Origin of the sequence: Chryseobacterium sp. LJ668, from assembly GCF_019613955.1 — a bacterium.
GTDB lineage: Bacteria > Bacteroidota > Bacteroidia > Flavobacteriales > Weeksellaceae > Chryseobacterium.
The window spans coordinates 1378424-1400916 of the sequence record NZ_CP080443.1; the positions used below are offsets into that span (position 1 = coordinate 1378424).

The window sequence follows — 22493 nt, forward strand, 5'->3', positions numbered from 1 at the left end:
ATATTATATATGACCTGCCTTACTTTTTATTGAAAGATCAGCATTTGTCGCTAAAATTAAAAATGAATTTCTCCTGCATTTTTTTATCTTTGCAGATTACAAGTTCTTAAATGAAAAACATACGAAATTTTTGCATAATCGCCCATATTGACCACGGTAAAAGTACTTTGGCAGACCGTCTTCTTGAGTATACCAATACGGTAACTCAGAGAGAACTGCAATCTCAGACGCTTGATGATATGGATCTGGAGAAAGAACGCGGGATCACGATAAAATCTCACGCCATCCAGATGGATTATGAGCTGAATGGCGAAAAATATATTTTGAATTTAATTGACACACCAGGACATGTAGATTTTTCTTACGAAGTTTCCCGTTCTATTGCTGCCTGTGAAGGAGCGCTTCTTATAGTAGATGCTGCACAAAGTATTCAGGCACAAACGATTAGCAATTTATATTTAGCTTTAGAAAATGATCTGGAAATTATTCCGATTCTGAATAAAATAGATCTTCCTTCTGCAAATCCGGAAGAAGTTACCGACGAAATTATGGGGCTTATCGGTTGTAAATATGAAGACGTTCTACGTGTTTCCGGGAAAACAGGCGAAGGTGTACATCATTTGTTAGAGCAGATCGTTGCGAGAATTCCAGCTCCCGTAGGAGACCCGAAAGCACCACTACAGGCATTGATTTTCGACTCCGTGTATAATCCTTTCAGAGGAATTGAAGCTTATTTCAAAGTGGTAAACGGAAGCATTTCTAAAAACGAAAAAATTAAATTTTTCGCAACTGGAAAAGAATACGGCGCAGATGAGGTGGGAACATTAAAATTAAAACAGCTTCCTAAAAAAACGATTGAATGTGGCGATGTAGGCTACATTATTTCCGGAATCAAAGATGCCCGTGAAGTAAAAGTGGGAGATACGATTACCTCTTTCGTGAATCCTGCTTCAGAAGCGATTGACGGTTTTGAAGAAGTAAAGCCAATGGTTTTTGCCGGAATTTATCCGATAGAATCTGAAGATTTTGAAGAACTGAGATTTTCATTGGAAAAATTAAGACTGAATGATGCCTCTCTTGTTTTCGAACCGGAAAGTTCAGCAGCTTTAGGTTTTGGTTTCCGTTGCGGATTTCTGGGAATGCTTCACATGGAAATCGTTCAGGAACGTCTGGACAGAGAATTCAACATGGATGTCATCACGACGGTTCCCAACGTGTCGTACCACGGGTATTCTAAAAAAGATCCTGAAACTACAATTTTAATCAACAACCCATCTGAAATGATTGATCCCAATCTTTTAGACAGGGTTGAAGAGCCATATATAAAAGCATCCATCATTACTAAATCTGATTTTGTAGGATCTGTAATGACGCTCTGTATTGAAAAAAGAGGTGAAATCGTTAATCAGAGTTATCTTACTGCAGATAGGGTAGAACTAACGTTTAATATGCCTCTTGCTGAAGTTGTTTTCGATTTCTACGACCGTCTGAAATCTATTTCTAAAGGATACGCATCTTTTGATTATTCCCCAATCGGAATGCGTTCTTCTAAATTGGTAAAAATGGATATTCTGATCAATGGAGATATGGTAGATGCGCTTTCTTCATTAATTCACGATTCTAATGCATATTACATCGGTAAAAAGATGTGTGAAAAACTTCGCGAACTGATCCCGAGACAGCAGTTTGACATCGCTGTTCAGGCCGCTTTGGGAGCGAAAGTTATCGCAAGGGAAACCATTAAAGCATTAAGAAAAGACGTTACTGCAAAATGTTACGGAGGTGATATTTCCAGAAAACGTAAGTTATTAGAAAAACAGAAAGAAGGAAAAAAGAAAATGAAGCAGATTGGTAGAGTAGAAGTCCCGCAATCGGCGTTCATGGCTGTTTTGAAACTGAATGATTAGAAATAGCTGATAAAAAGGCTAAACATAAAATTGAAATCCGCAGATATTTTCTGCGGATTTTTTATTTCAGATAGTGAGTTGATCTTTGATTTTTAATGATTTTTTCATCAATCGAAATTTCAAATTCTTTCGAAAAGGCTTTAAAGAATACAATTTTCGCTTTTCTTTTGCTCCCATTTTCAAGATGTGGAAAAGAATAAATCAATATTTCATTAGGTTTTAATTCAAAATATGGGTTTAAGTTGGTTTCCATTCCGCATATTATATAGTTGCTATTTCTAATAAATTGAAACTGAATATCATTTGTAATATACAAAGCCACACCAGAAGCATCAATCGGAATTTTTAAAATTTTAGTTGAAATGTTTTTAATATAAATAGGATAAGCTTTATAGGCCTGTATTTTTTTTGTACCATAGTCCATTTTATAGAGTGGTATTGTGTCTTTTTCTTTTATAATAATTAAAAGATTTCTGTTCGATAAGAAATCCGTCAAATCCTCTTCTGTATCTAAAATTTTAAGCCGTTCGTTTCTAAAATAAAAATTTTTAATATTATCTATTGAATCATTTAATTTCTTTATTCTTTCATTATGATCTATTTGTGTTTCATTGTATTTTGGCGGGGGTAGAGGTTCAGGATAAATATTTTTAAAATATTTCACGTTAATATCAGTTTTAAATTTACCTTTATACATTAAGTTTTCTCCTTCTTCATTTGCATCCTCATTGAATCTCTGAATTTTCATCATTGTATGATTCGGAAAGCTCAAAACAATATCATCCGCAAAAGTTTTTTCTTCTTCGCAACTCACCAATAAAACCATTAAAATCAAAAGATATTTTTTCATTCAGATCTTTCTAAGAATTATGAATTTACAAAAAAACCGTTTCAACTGAAACGGTTCCTGTTTTTATTTTTTAGTAAATTTTATCTCCATCGTTTTAAATTCTTTTCCCGTTTTAGAATCGGGACCATACATTTCTAAAGTTTGATGGCCGTCATCATTAAAAGTATAGACTTCCCTCACATCACAGTCTTTTCCGGGTCTTGAAGGATCGGTCATTTTTCCTTTAAAATCTATTGATTTTTTAGAAGGATTCCAATCGCCCTCCATATGCATGATTCCTGTTCCCATATTGTCAATCCAGGTGCTTACAAATTTTTTCTTACTGTTGTCGTATGCAGTAATGCTCATTCCTTCAAAAGGCATTCCCATAAAATTCCCTTTATGATTGCTCACTTGATAGCGGCCGTCAAACATCATTTTATTGGTTGCTTCAGACTTACTCATCATAGGTTGTCCTCCATTTTCCATCCACATTGTGGTTTCGCCGGACCACGTTCCGTCAGATTTTGCCAGCATTTTGTGCATTTCTCCCGGAGTAGCATATTCCATCCATGCCTTTGTTGCAGCTGCAGAATCAACAGGTTTCCACTCTTCTTTGGCTGTAGAATCCGCCTTATCATTATTTTTCACATCAACTTTTACCTTATCACAGGCAAAAAATAAGAAAGCAGTACAGGTTCCGAATAATAAATTTTTCATAATAGTTTAATTTTAAGTTGATTATAAAATTACTAAAATTTATTATCACTAAATTTAATATTTTAATGTCTAATTAAAAAAACCTAGAAATATATAATTTAAAACATAAAAATGGAACCTACAATTGAATTAATAAGCGGAGACATCACCAGGATAAAATCAGATGCCATTGTCAACGCAGCTAATTCATCTTTATTAGGAGGAGGTGGAGTTGACGGCGCAATTCATCGGGCCGGAGGTCCAAAAATTTTGGAAGAATGTAAAGAAATAAGAGACCGACAAGGAAAATGCAAAACAGGAGAAGCAGTGATAACGACAGCCGGAAACCTTCCCGCAAAATATGTCATCCATACCGTCGGTCCAATTTGGAATAATGATGAAGAAAAATGTTCTCAACTTTTGGCAAACTGTTACAGGAATTCTTTAAAATTAGCCGAAGGTTTAGATGTAAAAACAATTACTTTTCCAAATATCAGTACGGGAGTTTACAGATTTCCAAAAGATCTGGCTGCGAAAATTGCTATTCAGGAAGTTAAGAATTTTAACTCTGAAATCATTGAGAAAGTTATTTTTGTATGCTTTGATGATGAAAATGAAGAAATCTATAAGAAACTATTAAATTAAAATCCTGTGGTTTGAAACTTTTAAAACGTTGTGCTCTTTGCTAGTGAAACGCCTTTGTGACCTTTAAACGGGGGAATAATAAAATTCTCTGTAAACTTTGCATTAAAAAAGATGATGAAAAACAATAAGAACTCAAAATTAAAACAATGGAAAAACTCACCATCCTCAGCGGCGCCGGGATCAGTGCCGAAAGCGGAATAAAAACTTTCAGAGACGGTGATGGTCTTTGGGAAAATCACAATATAACCGATGTCGCAAGTCCGGAAGGCTGGAGAAAAGATAGAGAATTGGTTCTCGAATTTTACAATCAAAGACGCCGACAGCTTCATGAAGTTGAACCTAATGATGCACACAGATTAATTGCAGAACTAGAAAAGTATTTTGAAGTTCAAATCATTACCCAAAATATTGATGACCTCCACGAAAGAGCGGGTTCAAAAAATATCATACATCTTCACGGAGAATTGTTTAAATCTTGTTCATGCAACAATAAATCTTTGATCTACGAACAAAAAGAGGATATCAATATAGGCGACAAAGCAGAGGACGGAGCGCAGTTACGGCCATTTATCGTCTGGTTCGGAGAAGACGTTCCATTGATGAAAGAAGCTGCGGAAAAAGCAAGAGAAGCAGATATTTTCCTGGTCATCGGAACTTCGCTGCAGGTGTATCCGGCTGCAGGATTGATTCACGAGATTAAAGATGATTGTTTACTGATTGTTATTAATCCCAACGAAACAGGTTTTGGATACGGCGAAAGGGCTGTAGTAATAAAAGAAACCGCAACAAAAGGAATGAAATTGCTGTTTGATAAATTGATTAATATGAAATAAAATTAAAACTTATGAACGAAACACAAAAGAAAAAGACAAGCAAATGCCTGAGCTATATGCTCAGAACATTAACCTGAGTTTATCGATTTTGAGTCTGGATGAAAAATGGATGGGCGAATGTTGATAAACCGATTTTAAAATCAACAAATGATTCTCAAAATTCACCTTTGAAGAATTAGATGAAATCGTACAAACCAATGATAAAAAACGGGTTATTTTTAATGAAGATAAAACCAGAATCAGAGCCAATCAAGGGCATTGATTAATATTAATTTGGCTTTAAAACGACAAAAACCACCGGAATTTTTTTATCACGGAACGCCGCAAAATAGTATTGATTCTATTTTAGAAAAAGGTATTGAAAAAAGAAACCGACAACATGTTCATTTAAGTCAGGATAAAGAAACCGCAACCAAAGTCGGAATGCGTCACGGAAAACCATTTATTTTAATTATCAACACAAAAAAAATGTCCGACGACGGAATTGAATTTTATCTTTCTGAGAATGATGTTTGGCTCACGGATTTTGTGGATGCTAAATATATTTATCAAAATTGATTTTTATTTCAGTCAATTAATATTTAACTTTTTAATTAAAATAAATCCAGTCTTTTTCCTTCTTGATTCGGGTGTTTTTCCTTTAAGTTTTATGTTTTTATAAAGCGAAATTTGTTCTGTTAAACCATTAAAACCAAAAATCATGGCAACTAAAAAACATTTTTTCGTTTCATTAGAAGGAGTAGATCTTAGCGATGAACAATTGAAAAACATCGACAAAGGAATTCAGAATGTAGTACTTTCTGAGCTGTCAAAAGTTGATAACACGCATTCCTTTTCTGCTCAACGAGATTTCAGAGCAATTACAAAACCCCTTCGCATCAAAGACTGGTTTCCCTATGGAATCATCATCTTCAAACCGCAGATTGATATTCAGAGTCAGTTGAAAGACATACAGTCTCAAATCAAAGCTTATGGAGGCTAAAAATAGCTCATCAAAAAAGATGTGTCCCAGTTACTTAGGAAAAACCGGGGCACAGCTTTTTGGAGTTTTAGGAAAAAACGGCAAAGTGAATTTTATTACGCCGCTTACCGTCACAGAAGAATTTCTTGAGCTTAATAGAGAGAAAAATAATCTTGAACAACGGTTTCGTTTTACCGGGAAATGTGTAGAAAAAGGTTGTTTACAATGGAACCATGGAGAATCAAAATGTTCGCTCTCAAAAAAAGTTCAGGATTTTGCTACAGATATAGTAGAAGAATTATCCTTTTGCCCGATTCGTTCGCGATGCAGATGGTTTTTTCAGGATGGTGAAAATGCCTGTTACTCATGTAACGAAGTCACACGGAATATGGAAGAACTATTAGTAAGTGAATAAATTATGAACAAATATATTTCACAAAAAACCACGCCCGAAAGCGTGGTTAAATTTATTTATTCTAATACTGAAATAAGGCTATTGTTTTATTATTTTAACAATAGTTTCAGAATTATTTATTCGAATTAAGTAAACTCCACTGACTAAAGAAGAAACATTGGTTTGTTTGCTGTCAAATTTTCCTTCCTTTACAAGCTGACCAGACATATTATAAATCTGATAATAGTAATCTTTATCATCTTTTGCATCAATATGCAGAATATCTTTTACAGGATTAGGGAAAACTGTTAATTTTTCTGCTCTTTCTTTTACTTCTGTTTTATCCAATGTATTGCTTGCTTTTCTATTTGCATTTGGAGGTACCGGGATCGCATCAGGATTGTACCTTCCGATCTCATTACCATTTGCGTCATATTCTATTTTTGCGCAACGGCAAGACATGGCTGCTTGTGGCTTGAATACATATGAAGGGGTTAAAAAATATAGGCTGGATTCACTTTGTGTAGTAGATGATACATCAGCGTTGAAAAACATACCAAAAGAATTTCCACTTCCGTGATTGGCAGCTGTCCAGATTCCGGATTTCATAAAGGTAGGATTGCTTCCCCCTTTTGTTGCGTCCAAAGTATTTCCTCCATTTAATCCTCTGATTCCATTATTTGGAAACAAACCGATATTAAAGTTAGGCTTATTCAATACGAATCCATATCTGAATGATCCGTATCCAGATGCATTTCCGTAAACAAAACTACCGGGATATTTCATTTTAGTCATGTCAAATGGCTCATTACTTACCATTGCATTCATATTACCTGGATCCATTCCATATGCATTTGTAAATTTGGCATTATAGAACCAAGGTGTGTTTCCTTTCGAAATAAGATTTCCTAAAACGGCACCTAAAGATAAACTATGAACATCTACAATTCTCCAACCAGCAGGACAAGGGTCATATGGTGATTTCTCGGAGGCATGTCCCCATCTCTCCGGCATATTTCCATTTTCTTCAGATAACCAGTCAAATTTTGCTGTGTCAGTCTGATATAAAAAGTTGAATGGATTGGAAACCGAATACTTTAATACTTTTTTCAATTTGTCTATTTTTGAATCAGATGCTGATACATTTGCAGCGGCAGAATATGTTGCAAAAGATTGAGTATTTGAATTTAAATATTCAGTTTCTGTCATATTGGCGGTGTATAAAGCTGCTGTCATAAGACCTGTAGCTGGTGTTGCCGACTTCTGTCTATAAACATAATAGATATTGAATGGTCTCCCATTGTTGATGAAATAATTGTAAAAAATCCCTGGGTTGTAGAATACTGGTAATGGATCCTTCCTTCCCCATTGAAAATGCAATCCTCCACTATCCCTTATTTGCTCTAATCTTGCTACAGCAGACGGGTTATTATTATTGTATGACCCCAATGGACCTGTAAAGGTTGCATTGTCAAAACCGAAAAAATGTTCGTTGATAAATGGCATTCTGGCTCCTAAGTCCCGATCCATAAAAGTAGTCTTCATAGGTGCTCCGTATCCACTTGTGGTAGGATTTAAAAACTGTTCATTTGCTGGTTTTATTCCTCCATTGTCAATAGTTTCAGGATCAACAGAATAGGCTGTTATTACAGATTTAGGCGCCCAAATGTGCCAACTCCAGACTACTGGGTCATTATGTTTACCATTGGACCAAGCACCACTTCCTACATGGAAAGCAACTACCGCATTTCCTATTTGATTTTGATTAAGAGTGATTTTTAGTAAGGCAGTTTCAATAGAACCATCTATAATCTCCATTTTTTGAATTAAACTTGTATTGCTTGTCCAAACAACAGATGAAGACTTAGTACTTTCTGCAGGGAAAGAAAAATCTGTGTTTAAATAAAGTTTATTCATTGCATATGCCTTCTTCAAAGGAATCTCAATAATTCTGTCATTATCTTTGTTTGTATCTATACTGTTTCCGTTGGGATTTGGTGTTACTAAAGCAGGATTAGTATATTCTACATAACTATTTGGTAATTTTGTCCACGATTTTAAAAGATCAAGCGAATAAAGTTCTGAAGATGAAGTAATGTATTCCGTTTCAAATTCCTGCGGAGTTGATGCACTATTTGGATCATATATACAACGTACACCTGTGCTTGGATATCCATAAGCAGTTTCTCTAAAACTATTCCATCCTATAGAAGTATGATAACTTAAAGGGTCTGAATATAGTAATAAACCGTTTGCACCAAATGTCGGATAACGTTGTCCATCAATAACTTCCGTAGCAGTAGTAAATGTTGAGGTAAATAATCCTCCATCTGCACTAGAGTCTTGATATGCAAGCTCTGGAGTTGCCCAACCGGTGCCATTCCTTGTAGGAGAGGTATTATTTGGATACGCTTCATAATTTCCATTGATTGGAAACTTACCTAAGTTCATACCAGGAACAGCTGAAAAGTCAAACCCGAATTGAGGATATATTTTAATATTAGGATAGTCGGTATTTAAAACATCTGGTTTAAATTCGGGCTCTACAGTTTCTCCTGTATGTTTTCCCCATGGGCTGTATCTATTCTGATTAGGCATTGCTGTACTAGAGTTTCTTCCTCCAGAAAAATATTTGGAAGGAACTCTCCAATTGCATGGACACGGATCATATGGCGATTTTAAAGCATAACGACTGCTTTGATTAGCAATTGCTGCCTTCGAATCATCAATGTCCGAATAGAATCCACTACGTGTATCTCCCCACAAATCCCATGCAACAATATTCTCACGATATGGCGGATTATATACTTTATACTTGTTTTTTGAGAACCATGTAGTCATACTTACAAGAGGCATCCAACTGTTATCGTCTCTTTGCTTTAAAAAATCTTCACCATCGTTTAACAAAGGTTGACCTTTTGTTGCTACATATATGGGAGTGGTAATAATATTAATAGGATTATGTATTGAAAATCTTATATTCCCGTTTGGTGTATCAGTACCGGTGTTGAGCTGTGCAGAGTATTTATTCCCTCTTATTCTTAAAAATTTATTTCTAAAATCGGAATCGGTTGGCTTTAAATTTACCTCCCCACTAATTCCATAAGTGTCTAAATCCTTGTGAGAAAATGAAGGGATTGGATCTTTTCTTCCCCATTGGTATTGCAATCCTGCGGATTTATGCCAATCATTTCCTACAAAATTTACATTTGTTGCTCCAAGGTTTCTGTCCATCCATTTCCAATTAGCTACAACATTTCCGTCCTTATCTTTTTCAAAGCCATGATGATAGGTACTGCCGTTAGTGGGATCATCTGTAGCCCAAATGTGCCATGTCCAATATATAATACTATTTATTCTATATGAAATCACAGCATTTCCTTCCTTCAATTTATTTACAAGCACTTTTATCTTTGCATTTTCACCTGTTCCCTCTAATGCCACCGATTTTACTAATCCTACTTCATCTTCCCAGTACAGTCCCGCTGTAGCAGCTCCGGATGGAATAGGAGTGTAATTTCCATTATCATTTCGCATGAATTCGCCTCCGTTTTTCCACATTTCGTAGGCTTTTTTCACAGGAATATATAGTCCGTCTACATTGTTGCCATTCTTGTCTTTGCCTGTGAAAATATAACTGTTAGGCGCTTTTGTCCAATCAACAGCATCGGGCTGTGCTCCCGGATTAATTGTGATACAGGCCGCTGTATCGGGATTAATTGTATTGCCAAAAATACCTACATAATTAATAAATTTATTAATTTCTGTTTCTATCTCTGCTAAAGGTCGCGAAGTTCCGTTCCAACCTGGAGTGACTTGCCTGTTTCTGATAGCTCCGACTCCATATATAGATGCTTTTGAAGTGTTGCTCAGAAAGAAGTTTTCAGATCCTGGTCCTCTGTCTTTATCATACAAAGGAGGATAACCGTAATCATTCGTGGTATTATAATTACTTAAGGCATTAATGGTAACATAGCTTCCATTAGCCTTATATATCCTTAAACCTGTTACTTTACTGATAATAATTACTACAGGTTCCTGATTTGTGATTACATCAGTCAATTTTTCATTGATATAATTGTAAAGGTTATAATATCTATTGACTAAAGCATTCGGATTTTTAAAATCTAAATAACCTCTTCCCCAATCTTCTCCTCCTTCTTCTGGAGGCAAAAACCAGTTACTGAAATTGATGAAAAAACCGGCACTTGAAAATTTACCTGCAAACATATAAACAGGATCATGATAAGAATATTCCCATGGACTTGTATCGCTTCCCTGATAAATAAATTTTTGAGAACTTGCTATAGTTGCAAGATTATTAGGGTTTTCGATATTGATAACAGGTGCTTCGGGGTTTGAATTGTCTAATGTACCGTTGGCATTGATTGATAAAGCAATATTGTCTAGCTTTTTGGGTAATTGCAGAGATGTTACTCTGTCTTTCACGCTTTGTACAGTTCCGTCCGGATTCAACACAACGGTTCCGCTTGTTTTTGGTGTAAACAAATAAGTATATTCATTTTCGTCTAATTGACATTTTCCTGTGGTATAATCCGATTGTTTGTAATGAGCTACCGTTTTTTGCCAAATAATAGACTGCCAGTTTGAAAGGCTGGAATTAGAACTTAATTCAATTTTAATATTTTGTATACCAACACTAGAAGCAGGTAATTCAAAAGTTGCGGTCAAAATTTGACTAAATTCATTAGCGGCAATAAATGTTCTGTGCCATACGGAAATCCAATTTCCCAAGTCGTTTTTGTACTTGATTATAAGAACTACATGATCAGAGGTTACAGGTTTGCTAAAATTACCTTTTATCACAACAGCTCCTTTCTGGTTTACTGTTTGGGTAATTTCAATATTCGGGTCCATATCCACTATATTTTGAGAATATATAGGGTTATACATGAGACCCAAAAATAAAAACAGAAACTTTAAAAAATATTTCTTTTCCATTTCATTAATGTGTTTTTAAGTTAATTGTTTCTTTGTTTTTTGTAAAAAAAATTCATACAAATATGATTTTTTTAGAATAACTTTACAATAAGTAAAAAAAATATGATTATTAAAAACACAAATGATAAGTCTCATATTTGCCCGGTACAAAGCTTTCTGAAGCTGTTTTCAGGTAAATTGAAACCAGAAATTTTTCTTCTGGCTACCAAGTCTTTCCTTCGGTTTAACACTCTTTTGCGTGAAATAGAAGGTGCGAATAAACAATCTTTAGCCATCGCATTAAGAGATTTGACAGAAGCAGAAATATTAAAAAAAGTTGTAATTAAAAATAAGCCATTGCATATAGAATATCACCTTACAGAAAAAGGCAAATCAATAGCACCTATTTTTGAGAAATTGGAACAGTTCTTATAAAAAGTAATATCCCGATTATTGTATGCAAAATATTTGTCCTAAAAAAATACGCTCCAATTTTGAAGCGTATTTTGTTATTATTTAGGCAAACCTTTTTTCAGAGCATAATGAGCTCTTTCAACTGCTTTTTTCTCCTTCCAGTCCATATATCTTTTTTTGTAGCGACCTTTCATAAAATTGTCAAAATTTCTCTGAACTGTCAGATTCCACAAAGAGTTTGCTTTCACTGCCCAGGATTTATCCCATGCGCGAAGCGAAATAGAGAAGCTTCCGTCAAGATATTTCATCCAGTGCCACCATCCGGTCGGCATAAATAGAGTGTCGCCATGCTCAAGAAAGCATTCTATTCCTTCGATCCCATTTAGGGCAGGAAATTTTTCAAAATCAGGGTTTTCGATATCAAAATCTTCCAAAGCATACGTTGCATAAGGTAATTTATATAATCGGTCTCTCCATTTCTGCTCAAAAAGCAGCACATGCTTTCTTCCGTTAAAATGAGTATGGAAAATATGAGCTAAATCGATATCGTAATGTAAAAATGTGACAGATCCCTTACCACCGAAAAACATTCCCGGATATTTATCCAAAAAGCCTCCCATCAGTTCTTTTGGCGGAATATATTCGTCAAGCAGTTTTGAAGCGTGCTTTATTGGATCGAAAAAGAAAATTCTAAGATCAGTAGGTTCCCGCTGAATAAGATCTATGTAATCTGCGAATTTCATTTCTGTTGTTGGCGCATTGATGGGCGCAGCGGGGTCGGCTTTAGCGCTGTCATACAAAGGAACTGTAATGTCACCCACCACCTCTTTCACATATTCCATCGTCCATTTTTGATAGGCTGGCCATTTTTTAGCCATATTTTTTATCACTACCGGTCTTCTCGGTTTAAGATATTTTTCGAAAAACTCTTCTTTGCCAATATCATCAACAATATCTATAGGTCTTAGAATAACCCCCATTATGTATAATTTTTTATGTTACAAAATTATTAAATAAATAATAACCACAAATGATTTAAGATTTTTTTAATCTATTGTCTTTATGACTATTTAATCGCTAAAGGTGAGCGTTGTTCAAAATTTAATATTTTACGACGTCATTAATAGAATTTTAATTGTTTTTTATTACCTGTGATCTTACGGATGTATATATTTTATATTTAAAAATGTATCCAAAATAAAAGAGTAATATAATTAAATAAAAAATATAACTAATTTTGTAGTGATAAAATAATGCTTTAACTTTTCTTGATAAAAATCATCTTTAACTAAGTGTAACAAAAACCAAAGAGCCATTACTAATTAATCAAATAATAAACAACGAATCTGTGTGATTGGTAAAATACCAACATCATTTTCGAGTCATAAGACCTTAAAAAAATAAACATTGTATATGAAAAATAAAATCTCCTTATTTCTCATGGTTTTTTTCTCTATAATTGCTTTCTCTCAGAAAACAATTTCGGGTAAAATTACTGATGAAGACGGCATTGCGATTCCAAGCGCAAGTGTAACGGTTGAAGAACCAGGAAAAGATGCTATCCTTGCATACGGAATTACAAATTCTAAAGGAGAATATAAAATAACGTTTACTTCTGCAGAATCTTTTGTTGATCTGAAGGTGAAAGCTTTTAATCAGAAGCCTTTAACAAAACAAATCAGCAATATTGATCAGACAATGACATTCCAATTACAGTCTGAAGCAACAGAAATAAAAGAAGTTCAGCTGAAAACCAAAATGATTACCGCTAGAGGCGATACCATAGCTTACGATTTGAAAGCATTCGACAGCAAGAACGACCGGACTTTAGCAGATGTTATGAAAAAAATTCCCGGAATTGAAGTCAATGCAGATGGCTCAATTCTTTATCAGGGAAATGCAATCAACAAATTTTACGTCAACGGCAAAGATTTAATGGAAGGCGGTTACGGTACCATCAACAACTCGCTTCCAAAAGATGCTGTACAAAAAGTTGAAGTTCTAGAAAATCACCAGCCGGTAAAAATGCTTCAGGGTAAAATACCTTCAGATGCAGCAGCAATCAACATCAAGCTGAAAAATTCTGTGACCATGACAGGTCGAGGTGAAGTAGGAACCGGTTTTGGAGACCCGTGGCTTTGGAATGTAAAATTAACACCGATGTTTTTTGGTCAGAAAAGCCAGTGGGTCGTTAATTACAAAACAAATAATGTAGGTGAGCAAGTAGAAAATGAAGGGAATATTTTAGGATTTGGAAGCAGGTATGAAGGAAGAAGAGTCAATGCTTCTCAAAATGACTGGCTGAATGTAGAAAATGCAATGAGCCCAAATCTGCCTGTTAGGAGATATTTATTTAATAATGTACATTACTTGTCAGCAAACTATTTGACTAATATTGATGCGAAGAAAGAGTGGGAGCTAAAAGCTAGTGCAAATTATACAAATAATGCCGTTGAAAGAGAAGCGTACAGCCAGACAGACTTCTTCGCAACATCGGATATTCCTGCATCTAGGGTAACTACGAATATTCTTAATAACTTTTATACCGATAAGGTAAAAGGTGAATTGATTTTTACTAAAAATGCAAAAAAAGGCTTCTTCAAAAACACCACCAGTTTTTCACAATTCTGGAATGCTGACAGAGCTGTAGTTGACAGAACAGATCCTATTGCAAACAGAAACGGAAGTCAGGCTATTGAATCTCCAACTTCTTCTTTTCAGAACTCATTGAGCACAATCATTCCGTGGAAAGAAAAAATGGTGAATGTGCTTTCATTTGTAAGTTATCAGAACGACAGTCAGAAATTAGATATTACACCTGCAACATATCTTAATATACCAGGATTTAATCCCGGAGGTGCTGCAGAATCAGTGAGACAAAATCTACAGTTGAAAACTTTTGAGGCTAATCACTCTGCAAATATTGGTTTTTCTACGAAGGGATGGACCTTTACACCAGAATTAGGTTTCAATTATAAAATGACCAATCTAAGATCTGCTCTTACGAATTATCAGGATGGTGAAGCTTTCGGATATGGGTTTGATTTTGACAATGATCTTAAATATACTACAGCAACACCATATGCGAGTGTAGGAATTAATTTTAAAAGTGATTCTTGGATGTTGTACGCAAATGTTCCGGTAAATTCAAATATTATACAGGCTGAAGATCCTTTAAGAAATGTTTCAAAATCTGTCAATAAAGTGACTTTTGAGCCTAATCTTTTTGCTCAGTATAGCTTTGCATCATTCTTCAAAGCATCTTTGAATGGAAACATCAGCAATAATTTTGGAGAAGTAAATACGGCTTATTCAGGATATCTGATGACTTCACCGAGCGGATTAAATGCAATGGCAGCCGAAAATCCAATACCGGAAAACAATACAAAGTCAGCAGGCGCAAGATTAGAATACAGAAACCCATTGAATAATTTGTTTTTTAACGTAAACTACCGTTTATCGGATAATAGACGTAACCTTATTTCTTCTCCGACAAGAAACGCGGCAGGTTATACCGTAATTGAATATCTGGAACAAGAAAACAATACTACAAACAGTGGTTATAGCGCTGAAATAGGAAAGTATTTCCCTAAATTTAAAACCAATGCATCAGTAAGCTATAGTAACAATACCTCTACGCAAGATGCTTATCTAAACTCGGATGAATATAAAAGTAAAAATAACTCACAATCCGTAGGAGTTAAATTTAATAACACCTATTTTTCTTGGATGAGTATCGATTATACTTTAAACTTTTCTAGAACCAATCAGAAAAACACAAGTTTTGTATCTCAACTGAATAGTGAAAATTCCAGATCAGGATTTAATCATAATTTGGCTGCGTTTTTCTATCCTTTAGAAAATCACACTTTAGGTTTTAGCTGGGATCAGGTAAATACAAATGCAGCCAGCCAAAAATACAATAACGGATTTTATGATCTTTCATACCAATTCACCTGGTCAAAAAAGAAAATTGATTTTGAATTGAAATGGATGAATATAGCAAACAAAAAAGTATTCGAAACGTATGATATTAATACAACAAATATTACATACACCAGAGTTTTACTTCGCCCAAGCCAAGTCATGTTCACTGTAAAATTCAATTTTAAATAAACAAGACACAAATAAAATTAAAAACCAATCTCGATGAGGTTGGTTTTTTTGTGATATCAATAAAGGCAATTATCATAAAATTAATCGTAGTGCACATGTAAATTTACTTAAAAGGTTTAAAAAGGAAAAATTGTATTATTTTAGCAAAAAATTCAATAGATGAGAAAAAATTTATACCATAAAATTAAAAAATTTTTACCCTATTATAATGAATATGGATTCAAAGAAGGATATAAAATTTTTAATAAACTATCATCTTCAAACTGGGATAACATACACATTTATGGTGTAAAACATCCGGTTCATCTTCGAATAAATGAAAAATCTGATTTAGACGTTTTTAATCAGGTCTTTATAGAAAAACAATATGACCCGAATTTTTATAAAAGTCCGAAGATTATCATTGATGCAGGAGGCAACGTGGGGCTTTTTACAGTTTTGATGAAGAATACCTTTCCCGACGCAGAAATTATAACCATTGAGCCAGATCCGGATAATTTTCTGATGGCAAAAAAGAACCTTCAAAACTATCCGAATATTAAAGTATTGAATAAAGGGCTTTGGAGTAATGACGTTAGATTAAAAATTCTTGACGAAGATGTTGCAAAATGGGGGATTCAGGTGGTAGAGGATAATGAAAATGGTAAAATTGAGGCAATTTGTATTAACACTATTTTTAAAGAAAATAATTTTGACAGAATAGATTTATTAAAAATGGATATAGAAGGCAGCGAAAAAGAAGTATTCTCCAAAAATTATGAAGATTGGTTGCCAAAAGTAAAGATGTTGATTGTTGAGCTTCACGATTCTATGCAAAAAGACTCTTCAAGGACGTTTTTTGAAGCTTTGAATAAAACTTGGCCCCATTACCGTCTCTTTGTAAGCGGAGAAAACCTGGTGGTAGAAAATCTTTCTTTTAAATAATTTTTAAGATTTAAATTAAAAAACCAATCTCAATGAGGTTGGTTTTCTGTTTTTAAAACTAAAAGCTTTGCAAATCTGCTGTCGGGCCATAACTTCCGGGGAGGTCAATATCATTCAATCTGTAATAAACACCAAGCTGAGCTCTGTGATGAGTTATTTGACTTAAGCTGTGCCGTATAGCTCCATATTTAGTCCATGAAGCTAAAGTATGACCATCATTTTTTAATGCCCAGCTCGGATTAAGATCTTCTTCATTGGCTTTATTTAATGCTTCTTTGCTCGCCAGATAGTTTTCTTCAAATACTTTAAGAAGATCTTCTTTAGTAGTGAGAAGTTTTGGCCTCAAATCGTTCTTCGCAAAATCAAGCTCTGAACTGTTGAGCATAAATCCTGCCCAGCCAAAAATTTCTGCAATGTGAGTAACAAGATGTGCCATTTTCATGCTTTTTGGATGCGGAGAATAATCATTTTTATCTTCAGGATAAATTTCAAAAAACCTTTTTGTTGTCTGATATTCGGCTTCCAGTTCGTCTCTGAGTTGTTTTAAAGTGTCCATACATATTTGTTTTTTAGGTTATTTAAATTTAAAACTTTAGAAAATATAAATGAAAGAAATATTAATTAAAAAATTCTGTAACAAAATTATAGAACAGCTAACTAATTATGTAAACGTTATTAAAAATGAAAAATTTATTTTCAATATTATTTATCGCAGTTTTTACAATTGCTAATGCACAGGAAAGTGCAAACAGATTCTTTTATGAACTGACTTTCAAACCTAAAAAAGATTCTACAAAAATCGATAAGGTGATTTCAATATTAGATATTACAGGCAAAAAGTCGATTTATCAGGATTATACTGTTCCTGCACAAGATTCTATTATTAAAATTGCAGTAGAAGAGATGGAAAAAACGAAGTCTTGGAAAGACATGTCGAAGATGATAAGAATGCCAAAATTCTCGTATAAGATTATTAAAACATATCCTGAAATGAAGCAGCAGTATGTTGACAGAATAAGTATGAATATGTTTGGTTATGAGGATGATATTAAATTTAAGTGGAACATTCTTCCAGAAAAAGAGAAAGTGGGTGAATATAATACTCAAAAAGCAACGACAGAATTTGGTGGACGAACTTGGAATGCATGGTTCAGCACAGATATTCCGTTTCAGGATGGGCCATACAAGTTTTATGGACTTCCGGGATTGATTGTTAAAATTGAAGATACCGATAAACATTACTCGTGGAAGCTTAGCGGAAACAAGAAAATTGCCGACTACGCGGAGTTGTCTTACTCTGAGCAGATTAATGCCAAGTACGGAATGTCAAATACAGTAACACCAACTACGAAAGAAAAATTTGAAAAAGCGTACGCAACTTTCAAAAAAGATCCTATGGGTGAGTTTCGCCAGAGAATTACGCCGGAAATGTCTAGTATGAAAATGCCGGGATCTGATATTACAATTGGTGAAATGATGAAAAAACAAGAAAAAATAGCGAAAGATTTTTTCAACTCTAATGATAACCCGATAGAAAAAACTGCACAGGTAAGTGTAGGTAAACTTGAAAAAGTAGGAGTAGAGAAAAACAAAAAGTAACATTCATATTTAACTCGACTATATTGAAATAAACCCAGATGCAGCAATTTGTCTGGGTTTATTGTTTATGATAGTTTCTATAAATCTCTAAAACCATACTTATTTAGATTAAATTTAAATAGAGTATCTTTGCAGATACAAAATTATAGGTATTGAAAGATAACTATTTACAAACATTAAGCAGATTTCCTAAGAATAGACTTGGGAAAATTTTGGGCTATGATAATGATCATCTGAAAATGCCCAATAAAATAATAGAAATGGGGCTTCTACCTGAAACTGTTTTCAGAATTCTGTATCAGGCTCCTTTCAATGGTCCTTTGTATGTAGAATTTGGCGATGAAAAAAGCCGCATTGCCTTGCGGAAGGAAGAAGGAGAGTATATTATGGTAGAAGACTGGAATTAATGCAGGGAAATAATAAAAAACAGATACTTTTAGTCGGGAATCCCAATGTAGGAAAGTCAACGGTTTTTAACGCACTTTGCAACAAAAAACAGAAAACCGGGAACTATGCAGGTGTTACCGTTTCTAGCCATTCCGGAACTTATACGTATAAAAACGAAGAGGTGGAGGTGGTAGATCTCCCGGGATCATACAGCATTTATCCAAGTTCAGAAGATGAGGCAATTTTTTCTAAATTCCTTCTGGAAGGTCAAAAAGATTTTGCCGGGGTCGTTTATATTTTAGAAGCATTGAGCTTAAAAAGAGGATTGCTTTTATTCCAGCAGATTCAGGATCTGGGAGTGCCGATGATTTTGGTCATTAATCAGGTCGATCAGGCAGAAAGAAGAGGAATCAGCATCGATATCGGAAAGTTTTCCAAAGCATTGAATATCAAAATTATCCAGACGAATGCAAAAGAGCAGTTAGGAATCGAAGCAATTCAGGAAGCTGTTTTAAATAATGATTTTGCTAAAATACATAAACCTTCATTTGAAATTCCTGCTGAGCATAAAGACTTTTTAAATAAAGTTTCTTTGTACAATCAGTTTGATAACGAATATAAAGCCTGGATGAGTCTTTCGACAGGAGCGGATTTAAATAAATTAGATTCCGCAGCAGACTTAATTTATAATTCCGAAGCTAAAAGCTTAGTGCCGAAAAGATTGCAGGTTCAGGAAGTAGTAAGGAGATATCAGAATATTGATAAGATTTTAGCTAATGTAATTTCTAAAAAACCTCAGTTCAAAGAATTATTAACAGAAAAATTAGATAAAGTTCTCGTTCATCCGATTTTAGGCTACCTTGTTTTTATTGGAATTTTGCTGATCATTTTCAACAGCGTTTTTTTTATTGCCGAATATCCGATGAACTGGATCGATGAGTTTTTCGCCTGGCTTTCAGCATTTAGTAAAGAAAATTTACCGGAAGGCCCGATCAATTCACTGATTTCTGACGGAATCGTACCCGGATTAGGCGGAATCATCATTTTTGCACCACAGATAGGTATTTTATTATATTTTCTTTATCTTTTGGAAGATTCGGGATATATGGCAAGAGTTATTTTCCTGATGGACAGGTTTTTACGTCCGTTTGGATTGAATGGAAAAAGTATTGTGCCTTTGGTTTCAGGAACGGCCTGTGCAATTCCCGCAGTGATTTCAACAAGAAATATCGAGAATTTCAGAGAAAGATTGCTGACGATTTTGGTGACACCTTTTATGACGTGCTCGGCAAGGCTTCCTGTATACAGCATTATCATCGGGTTGATTATTTCAGATAAAACATTCTTTGGGATTCAGTACAAAGCTTTAGTCCTTTTGGCGATGTATCTTTTAGGTTTTTTTGTAGCGCTACTTTCAGCAGCAATTCTAAAAGGTTTCATCAAAAATAAAGGCAAAACTTATTTAGTTATGGATTTGCCAACTTACAAAAAACCGCTTTTTGGCTATGATCTGAAAATGGTTTTGGGTAAAGTCTGGGATTTTATTACAGGAGCCGGAAAGATTATTTTTATTGTAAGCATCATTATTTGGTTTTTAAGTTATTTCGGTCCAAAACAAAATCCACAGGAAATGGTTGCTACCAATGTAGAGCTTGACCATTCTTACCTTGCTAAAATGGGGAAAGCAATTGAACCGGCCATTGCACCTTTGGGTTATGACTGGAAAATGGGCGTGGGAATTCTCACAAGCTTTGTGGCAAGAGAGGTTTTCGTAGGAACGATGTCTACCTTGTATAGTTTGGATGATGACGCGCCGGAAGGAAAAGTAATCGATAAAATGAGAAAGGATGTAAAACCAAACGGAGAAAAAGTATTCAGTTTTGCAACGGGTATTTCAATACTTTTGTTTTATGCATTCGCTATGCAGTGTATTTCTACTGTTGCAGTGGTTTATAGGGAAACAAAAAGCTGGAAATGGACCGGCTTTCAAATGGTCATGATGACCGGTTTGGCATATTTTGTGTCGATGATAGTGTATCAAGTTTTAAAATAAAATGGATTCTTCGTTAATTTTTCAATACATAATTGTCGCACTTTTGGTGCTTTTTGCCTGTTATTCTTTATTTAGATTGATCAGGAAAAATTTTGCACCGAAGAAATTCGATTCTAAAAGATCGGATTGCGATAAAGATTGCGGTTGCTCTTAGCACTTTGCCATAGTTAAAAACCTTTGACAAAATTAGAATAGCTTCTTTTACACAAAACAATAACTTACTAACGTTAAGCATATTTCATTATTCAATCTTTGTTTTATTCGTATTTTTGCAAAAACATTTTTAATAGTATGTCATTAATAAAAAGTATCTCCGGAATCAGAGGAACGATTGGCGGAAAAGTAAATGATAACTTGACACCGCTTGATGTTGTAAAATTTGCATCAGCTTTCGGAACATGGCTTCAGAATAATAAAAATAAAAAGGATTTAACCTTAATTATCGGTCGTGATGCAAGAATCTCGGGTTCAATGGTCAATTCTCTGGTTTGCGCAACTTTGCAAGGTTTGGGAATTCACGTTGTAGATTTAGGGCTTTCTACCACACCAACTGTCGAGATTATGGTTCCTGAATTAAATGCTGATGGTGGAATTATTTTAACAGCGTCTCACAATCCAAAACAATGGAATGCATTGAAATTGTTAAACGAAAAGGGTGAATTTATCAACGGGGAAAACGGTGCCGAGGTTTTAGCATTGGCCGAAAATGAAGATTTCGATTATGCCGAAGTGGATAACTTAGGAAAATACGAAACAAGAGATGATGCTTTTGATATTCATATTCAGCAGATTCTTGATTTGCCGATGGTGGACGTAGAAGCGATTAAAGCCAAAAACTATAAAATCGTTTTAGATGCCGTAAATTCTACAGGCGGAATTGCAATTCCTATGCTTCTAGATAAATTAGGCTGCGAAACAATAAAATTGTACTGCGAACCCAACGGACAGTTCCCGCACAATCCTGAGCCTTTGAAAGAGCATTTAGGAGACATCTGCGAATTGGTTATCAAAGAAAAAGCAGATTTTGGTGTTGTAGTAGATCCGGATGTTGACAGATTGGCTCTGGTAGACGAAAACGGAGAAATGTTTGGTGAAGAATATACGTTAGTTGCCGTTGCAGATTATTTGCTGAAGAACAAAAATGGAGTGGCGATTTCAAATCTCTCATCGAGCCGTGCTTTGAGAGATGTTGCGAAAACACATAATTCAGAATATTTTGCCAGTGCGGTAGGAGAAGTGAATGTGGTAAATTTAATGAAAGAAAAAAATGCCATAATCGGTGGTGAAGGGAACGGTGGAATTATCTATCCTGAACTTCATTACGGAAGAGATTCTTTGGTGGGTGTAGCCTTGTTTTTAACACATTTGGCTAAAGAAAACAAAACGGTCTCAGAATTGAGAGCCGACTACCCTGGTTATTTTATGGGGAAAAAGAAAATTGAACTGACTCCTGAAATAAATGTGGATGATCTTTTAACTAAAATGGAAAAAGAATATCAAAATGAAGAGGTTTCTACGGTAGACGGCGTAAAGATAGATTTTGAAGACAACTGGGTTCACTTAAGAAAATCAAACACAGAACCTATTATCAGGATTTATACGGAGGCAAAATCTCAGGAAGAAGCCGACAGATTAGGTGATGATATGATTGCAAAAATCAGAAGTTTTATTTAAAAAATTTAACATCTCTTTTCATCATTTTAATCGTAATTATTATTAACTTTAAAGTAATAAGATTTTCAGAAACGAGTATTTGTACATCTCATATCTCTGGTCTTAAATCTTAAAACT

The 22493-nt window shown here is 34.6% G+C and carries 17 protein-coding genes and 1 pseudogene; 13 read left to right on the top strand and 5 right to left on the bottom strand.

From position 1 onward, the window contains the following. Positions 1-110: 110 nt before the first annotated feature. Entirely contained in the window at positions 111-1907 is a 1797-nt protein-coding gene (gene lepA, locus K0U91_RS06505; RefSeq protein ID WP_219969849.1) for a translation elongation factor 4, read from the top strand. A gap of 61 nt (positions 1908-1968) precedes the next feature. Here lepA and K0U91_RS06510 read toward each other — a convergent pair whose 3' ends face one another. Together K0U91_RS06510 and K0U91_RS06515 are read right to left on the bottom strand one after the other, a co-directional pair. Further along, on the bottom strand, positions 1969-2757 hold the full coding sequence (locus tag K0U91_RS06510) for a hypothetical protein (RefSeq protein ID WP_220178829.1): 789 nt from the start codon (positions 2755-2757) through the stop codon (positions 1969-1971). A 63-nt stretch (positions 2758-2820) separates the two neighbouring features. Then, complete coding sequence (locus tag K0U91_RS06515) at positions 2821-3456, bottom strand: DUF1579 domain-containing protein (protein ID WP_220178830.1); 636 nt, start codon at positions 3454-3456, stop codon at positions 2821-2823. A 111-nt stretch (positions 3457-3567) separates the two neighbouring features. Here K0U91_RS06515 and K0U91_RS06520 point away from each other — a divergent pair, with 111 nt between their 5' ends. From K0U91_RS06520 to K0U91_RS06540, 5 genes and pseudogenes are all read left to right on the top strand, one after another. Beyond that, positions 3568-4080: an O-acetyl-ADP-ribose deacetylase gene (locus K0U91_RS06520; RefSeq protein ID WP_220178831.1), complete on the top strand. Its 513-nt coding sequence runs from the start codon at positions 3568-3570 to the stop codon at positions 4078-4080. A 146-nt stretch (positions 4081-4226) separates the two neighbouring features. Continuing rightward, a complete protein-coding gene (locus K0U91_RS06525; RefSeq protein WP_220178832.1) occupies positions 4227-4913 on the top strand; it encodes an SIR2 family NAD-dependent protein deacylase in 687 nt (228 codons plus the stop codon). A gap of 214 nt (positions 4914-5127) precedes the next feature. After that, positions 5128-5471: pseudogene (locus tag K0U91_RS16240) on the top strand (RNA 2'-phosphotransferase). Between the two features lie 142 nt (positions 5472-5613). Then, positions 5614-5895, top strand: a complete 282-nt coding sequence (locus tag K0U91_RS06535) for a hypothetical protein (RefSeq protein WP_219969845.1) — start codon at positions 5614-5616, stop codon at positions 5893-5895. Continuing rightward, positions 5885-6289: a hypothetical protein gene (locus K0U91_RS06540; protein WP_220178833.1), complete on the top strand. Its 405-nt coding sequence runs from the start codon at positions 5885-5887 to the stop codon at positions 6287-6289. The genes K0U91_RS06535 and K0U91_RS06540 overlap by 11 nt, the downstream gene beginning before the upstream one ends. A gap of 78 nt (positions 6290-6367) precedes the next feature. Here K0U91_RS06540 and K0U91_RS06545 read toward each other — a convergent pair whose 3' ends face one another. Further along, positions 6368-11146: a T9SS type A sorting domain-containing protein gene (locus tag K0U91_RS06545; protein ID WP_220178834.1), complete on the bottom strand. Its 4779-nt coding sequence runs from the start codon at positions 11144-11146 to the stop codon at positions 6368-6370. 186 nt (positions 11147-11332) lie between these two features. On the opposite strand from K0U91_RS06545, the gene K0U91_RS06550 reads away from it, so the two are divergent. Then, complete coding sequence (locus K0U91_RS06550) at positions 11333-11644, top strand: winged helix-turn-helix transcriptional regulator (RefSeq protein WP_220178835.1); 312 nt, start codon at positions 11333-11335, stop codon at positions 11642-11644. Positions 11645-11721: 77 nt separating this feature from the next. On the opposite strand, the gene K0U91_RS06555 is transcribed toward K0U91_RS06550, so the two are convergent. Next, a complete protein-coding gene (locus K0U91_RS06555; RefSeq protein WP_219969841.1) occupies positions 11722-12603 on the bottom strand; it encodes a cupin-like domain-containing protein in 882 nt (293 codons plus the stop codon). A gap of 433 nt (positions 12604-13036) precedes the next feature. On the opposite strand from K0U91_RS06555, the gene K0U91_RS06560 reads away from it, so the two are divergent. Then, a complete protein-coding gene (locus tag K0U91_RS06560; RefSeq protein ID WP_220178836.1) occupies positions 13037-15739 on the top strand; it encodes a hypothetical protein in 2703 nt (900 codons plus the stop codon). A 159-nt stretch (positions 15740-15898) separates the two neighbouring features. Then, a complete protein-coding gene (locus K0U91_RS06565; RefSeq protein WP_220178837.1) occupies positions 15899-16663 on the top strand; it encodes an FkbM family methyltransferase in 765 nt (254 codons plus the stop codon). 58 nt (positions 16664-16721) lie between these two features. On the opposite strand, the gene K0U91_RS06570 is transcribed toward K0U91_RS06565, so the two are convergent. Continuing rightward, positions 16722-17219, bottom strand: coding sequence for a DinB family protein (locus K0U91_RS06570; protein ID WP_219969838.1), 498 nt, complete (start codon positions 17217-17219; stop codon positions 16722-16724). A gap of 125 nt (positions 17220-17344) precedes the next feature. Between K0U91_RS06570 and K0U91_RS06575 the strand changes: the two genes are divergently transcribed. The 4 genes from K0U91_RS06575 (at position 17345) to glmM (ending at position 22376) form a co-directional block, all read left to right on the top strand. Next, positions 17345-18262 carry a GLPGLI family protein gene (locus K0U91_RS06575; protein ID WP_220178838.1) on the top strand — a complete coding sequence of 306 codons (918 nt, stop codon included), beginning with the start codon at positions 17345-17347 and terminating at the stop codon, positions 18260-18262. Positions 18263-18414: 152 nt separating this feature from the next. Further along, on the top strand, positions 18415-18669 hold the full coding sequence (locus tag K0U91_RS06580) for a FeoA family protein (protein WP_220178839.1): 255 nt from the start codon (positions 18415-18417) through the stop codon (positions 18667-18669). Next, a complete protein-coding gene (gene feoB / locus K0U91_RS06585) occupies positions 18669-20702 on the top strand; it encodes a ferrous iron transport protein B (protein ID WP_220178840.1) in 2034 nt (677 codons plus the stop codon). Before K0U91_RS06580 ends, feoB begins: the two co-directional genes overlap by 1 nt. A 291-nt stretch (positions 20703-20993) precedes the next feature. Then, positions 20994-22376, top strand: coding sequence for a phosphoglucosamine mutase (glmM, locus tag K0U91_RS06590; protein WP_220178841.1), 1383 nt, complete (start codon positions 20994-20996; stop codon positions 22374-22376). Positions 22377-22493: the final 117 nt, after the last annotated feature.

Excerpts from the sequence above, each read along its gene's own strand:
- lepA (WP_219969849.1), top strand. The coding sequence starts at position 111 with ATGAAAAACATACGAAATTTTTGCATAATCGCCCATATTGACCACGGT.
- K0U91_RS06510 (WP_220178829.1), bottom strand. The coding sequence starts at position 2,757 with ATGAAAAAATATCTTTTGATTTTAATGGTTTTATTGGTGAGTTGCGAA.
- K0U91_RS06515 (WP_220178830.1), bottom strand. The coding sequence starts at position 3,456 with ATGAAAAATTTATTATTCGGAACCTGTACTGCTTTCTTATTTTTTGCC.
- K0U91_RS06520 (WP_220178831.1), top strand. The coding sequence starts at position 3,568 with ATGGAACCTACAATTGAATTAATAAGCGGAGACATCACCAGGATAAAA.
- K0U91_RS06525 (WP_220178832.1), top strand. The coding sequence starts at position 4,227 with ATGGAAAAACTCACCATCCTCAGCGGCGCCGGGATCAGTGCCGAAAGC.
- K0U91_RS06535 (WP_219969845.1), top strand. The coding sequence starts at position 5,614 with ATGGCAACTAAAAAACATTTTTTCGTTTCATTAGAAGGAGTAGATCTT.
- K0U91_RS06540 (WP_220178833.1), top strand. The coding sequence starts at position 5,885 with ATGGAGGCTAAAAATAGCTCATCAAAAAAGATGTGTCCCAGTTACTTA.
- K0U91_RS06545 (WP_220178834.1), bottom strand. The coding sequence starts at position 11,146 with ATGGACCCGAATATTGAAATTACCCAAACAGTAAACCAGAAAGGAGCT.
- K0U91_RS06550 (WP_220178835.1), top strand. The coding sequence starts at position 11,333 with ATGATTATTAAAAACACAAATGATAAGTCTCATATTTGCCCGGTACAA.
- K0U91_RS06555 (WP_219969841.1), bottom strand. The coding sequence starts at position 12,603 with ATGGGGGTTATTCTAAGACCTATAGATATTGTTGATGATATTGGCAAA.
- K0U91_RS06560 (WP_220178836.1), top strand. The coding sequence starts at position 13,037 with ATGAAAAATAAAATCTCCTTATTTCTCATGGTTTTTTTCTCTATAATT.
- K0U91_RS06565 (WP_220178837.1), top strand. The coding sequence starts at position 15,899 with ATGAGAAAAAATTTATACCATAAAATTAAAAAATTTTTACCCTATTAT.
- K0U91_RS06570 (WP_219969838.1), bottom strand. The coding sequence starts at position 17,219 with ATGGACACTTTAAAACAACTCAGAGACGAACTGGAAGCCGAATATCAG.
- K0U91_RS06575 (WP_220178838.1), top strand. The coding sequence starts at position 17,345 with ATGAAAAATTTATTTTCAATATTATTTATCGCAGTTTTTACAATTGCT.
- feoB (WP_220178840.1), top strand. The coding sequence starts at position 18,669 with ATGCAGGGAAATAATAAAAAACAGATACTTTTAGTCGGGAATCCCAAT.
- glmM (WP_220178841.1), top strand. The coding sequence starts at position 20,994 with ATGTCATTAATAAAAAGTATCTCCGGAATCAGAGGAACGATTGGCGGA.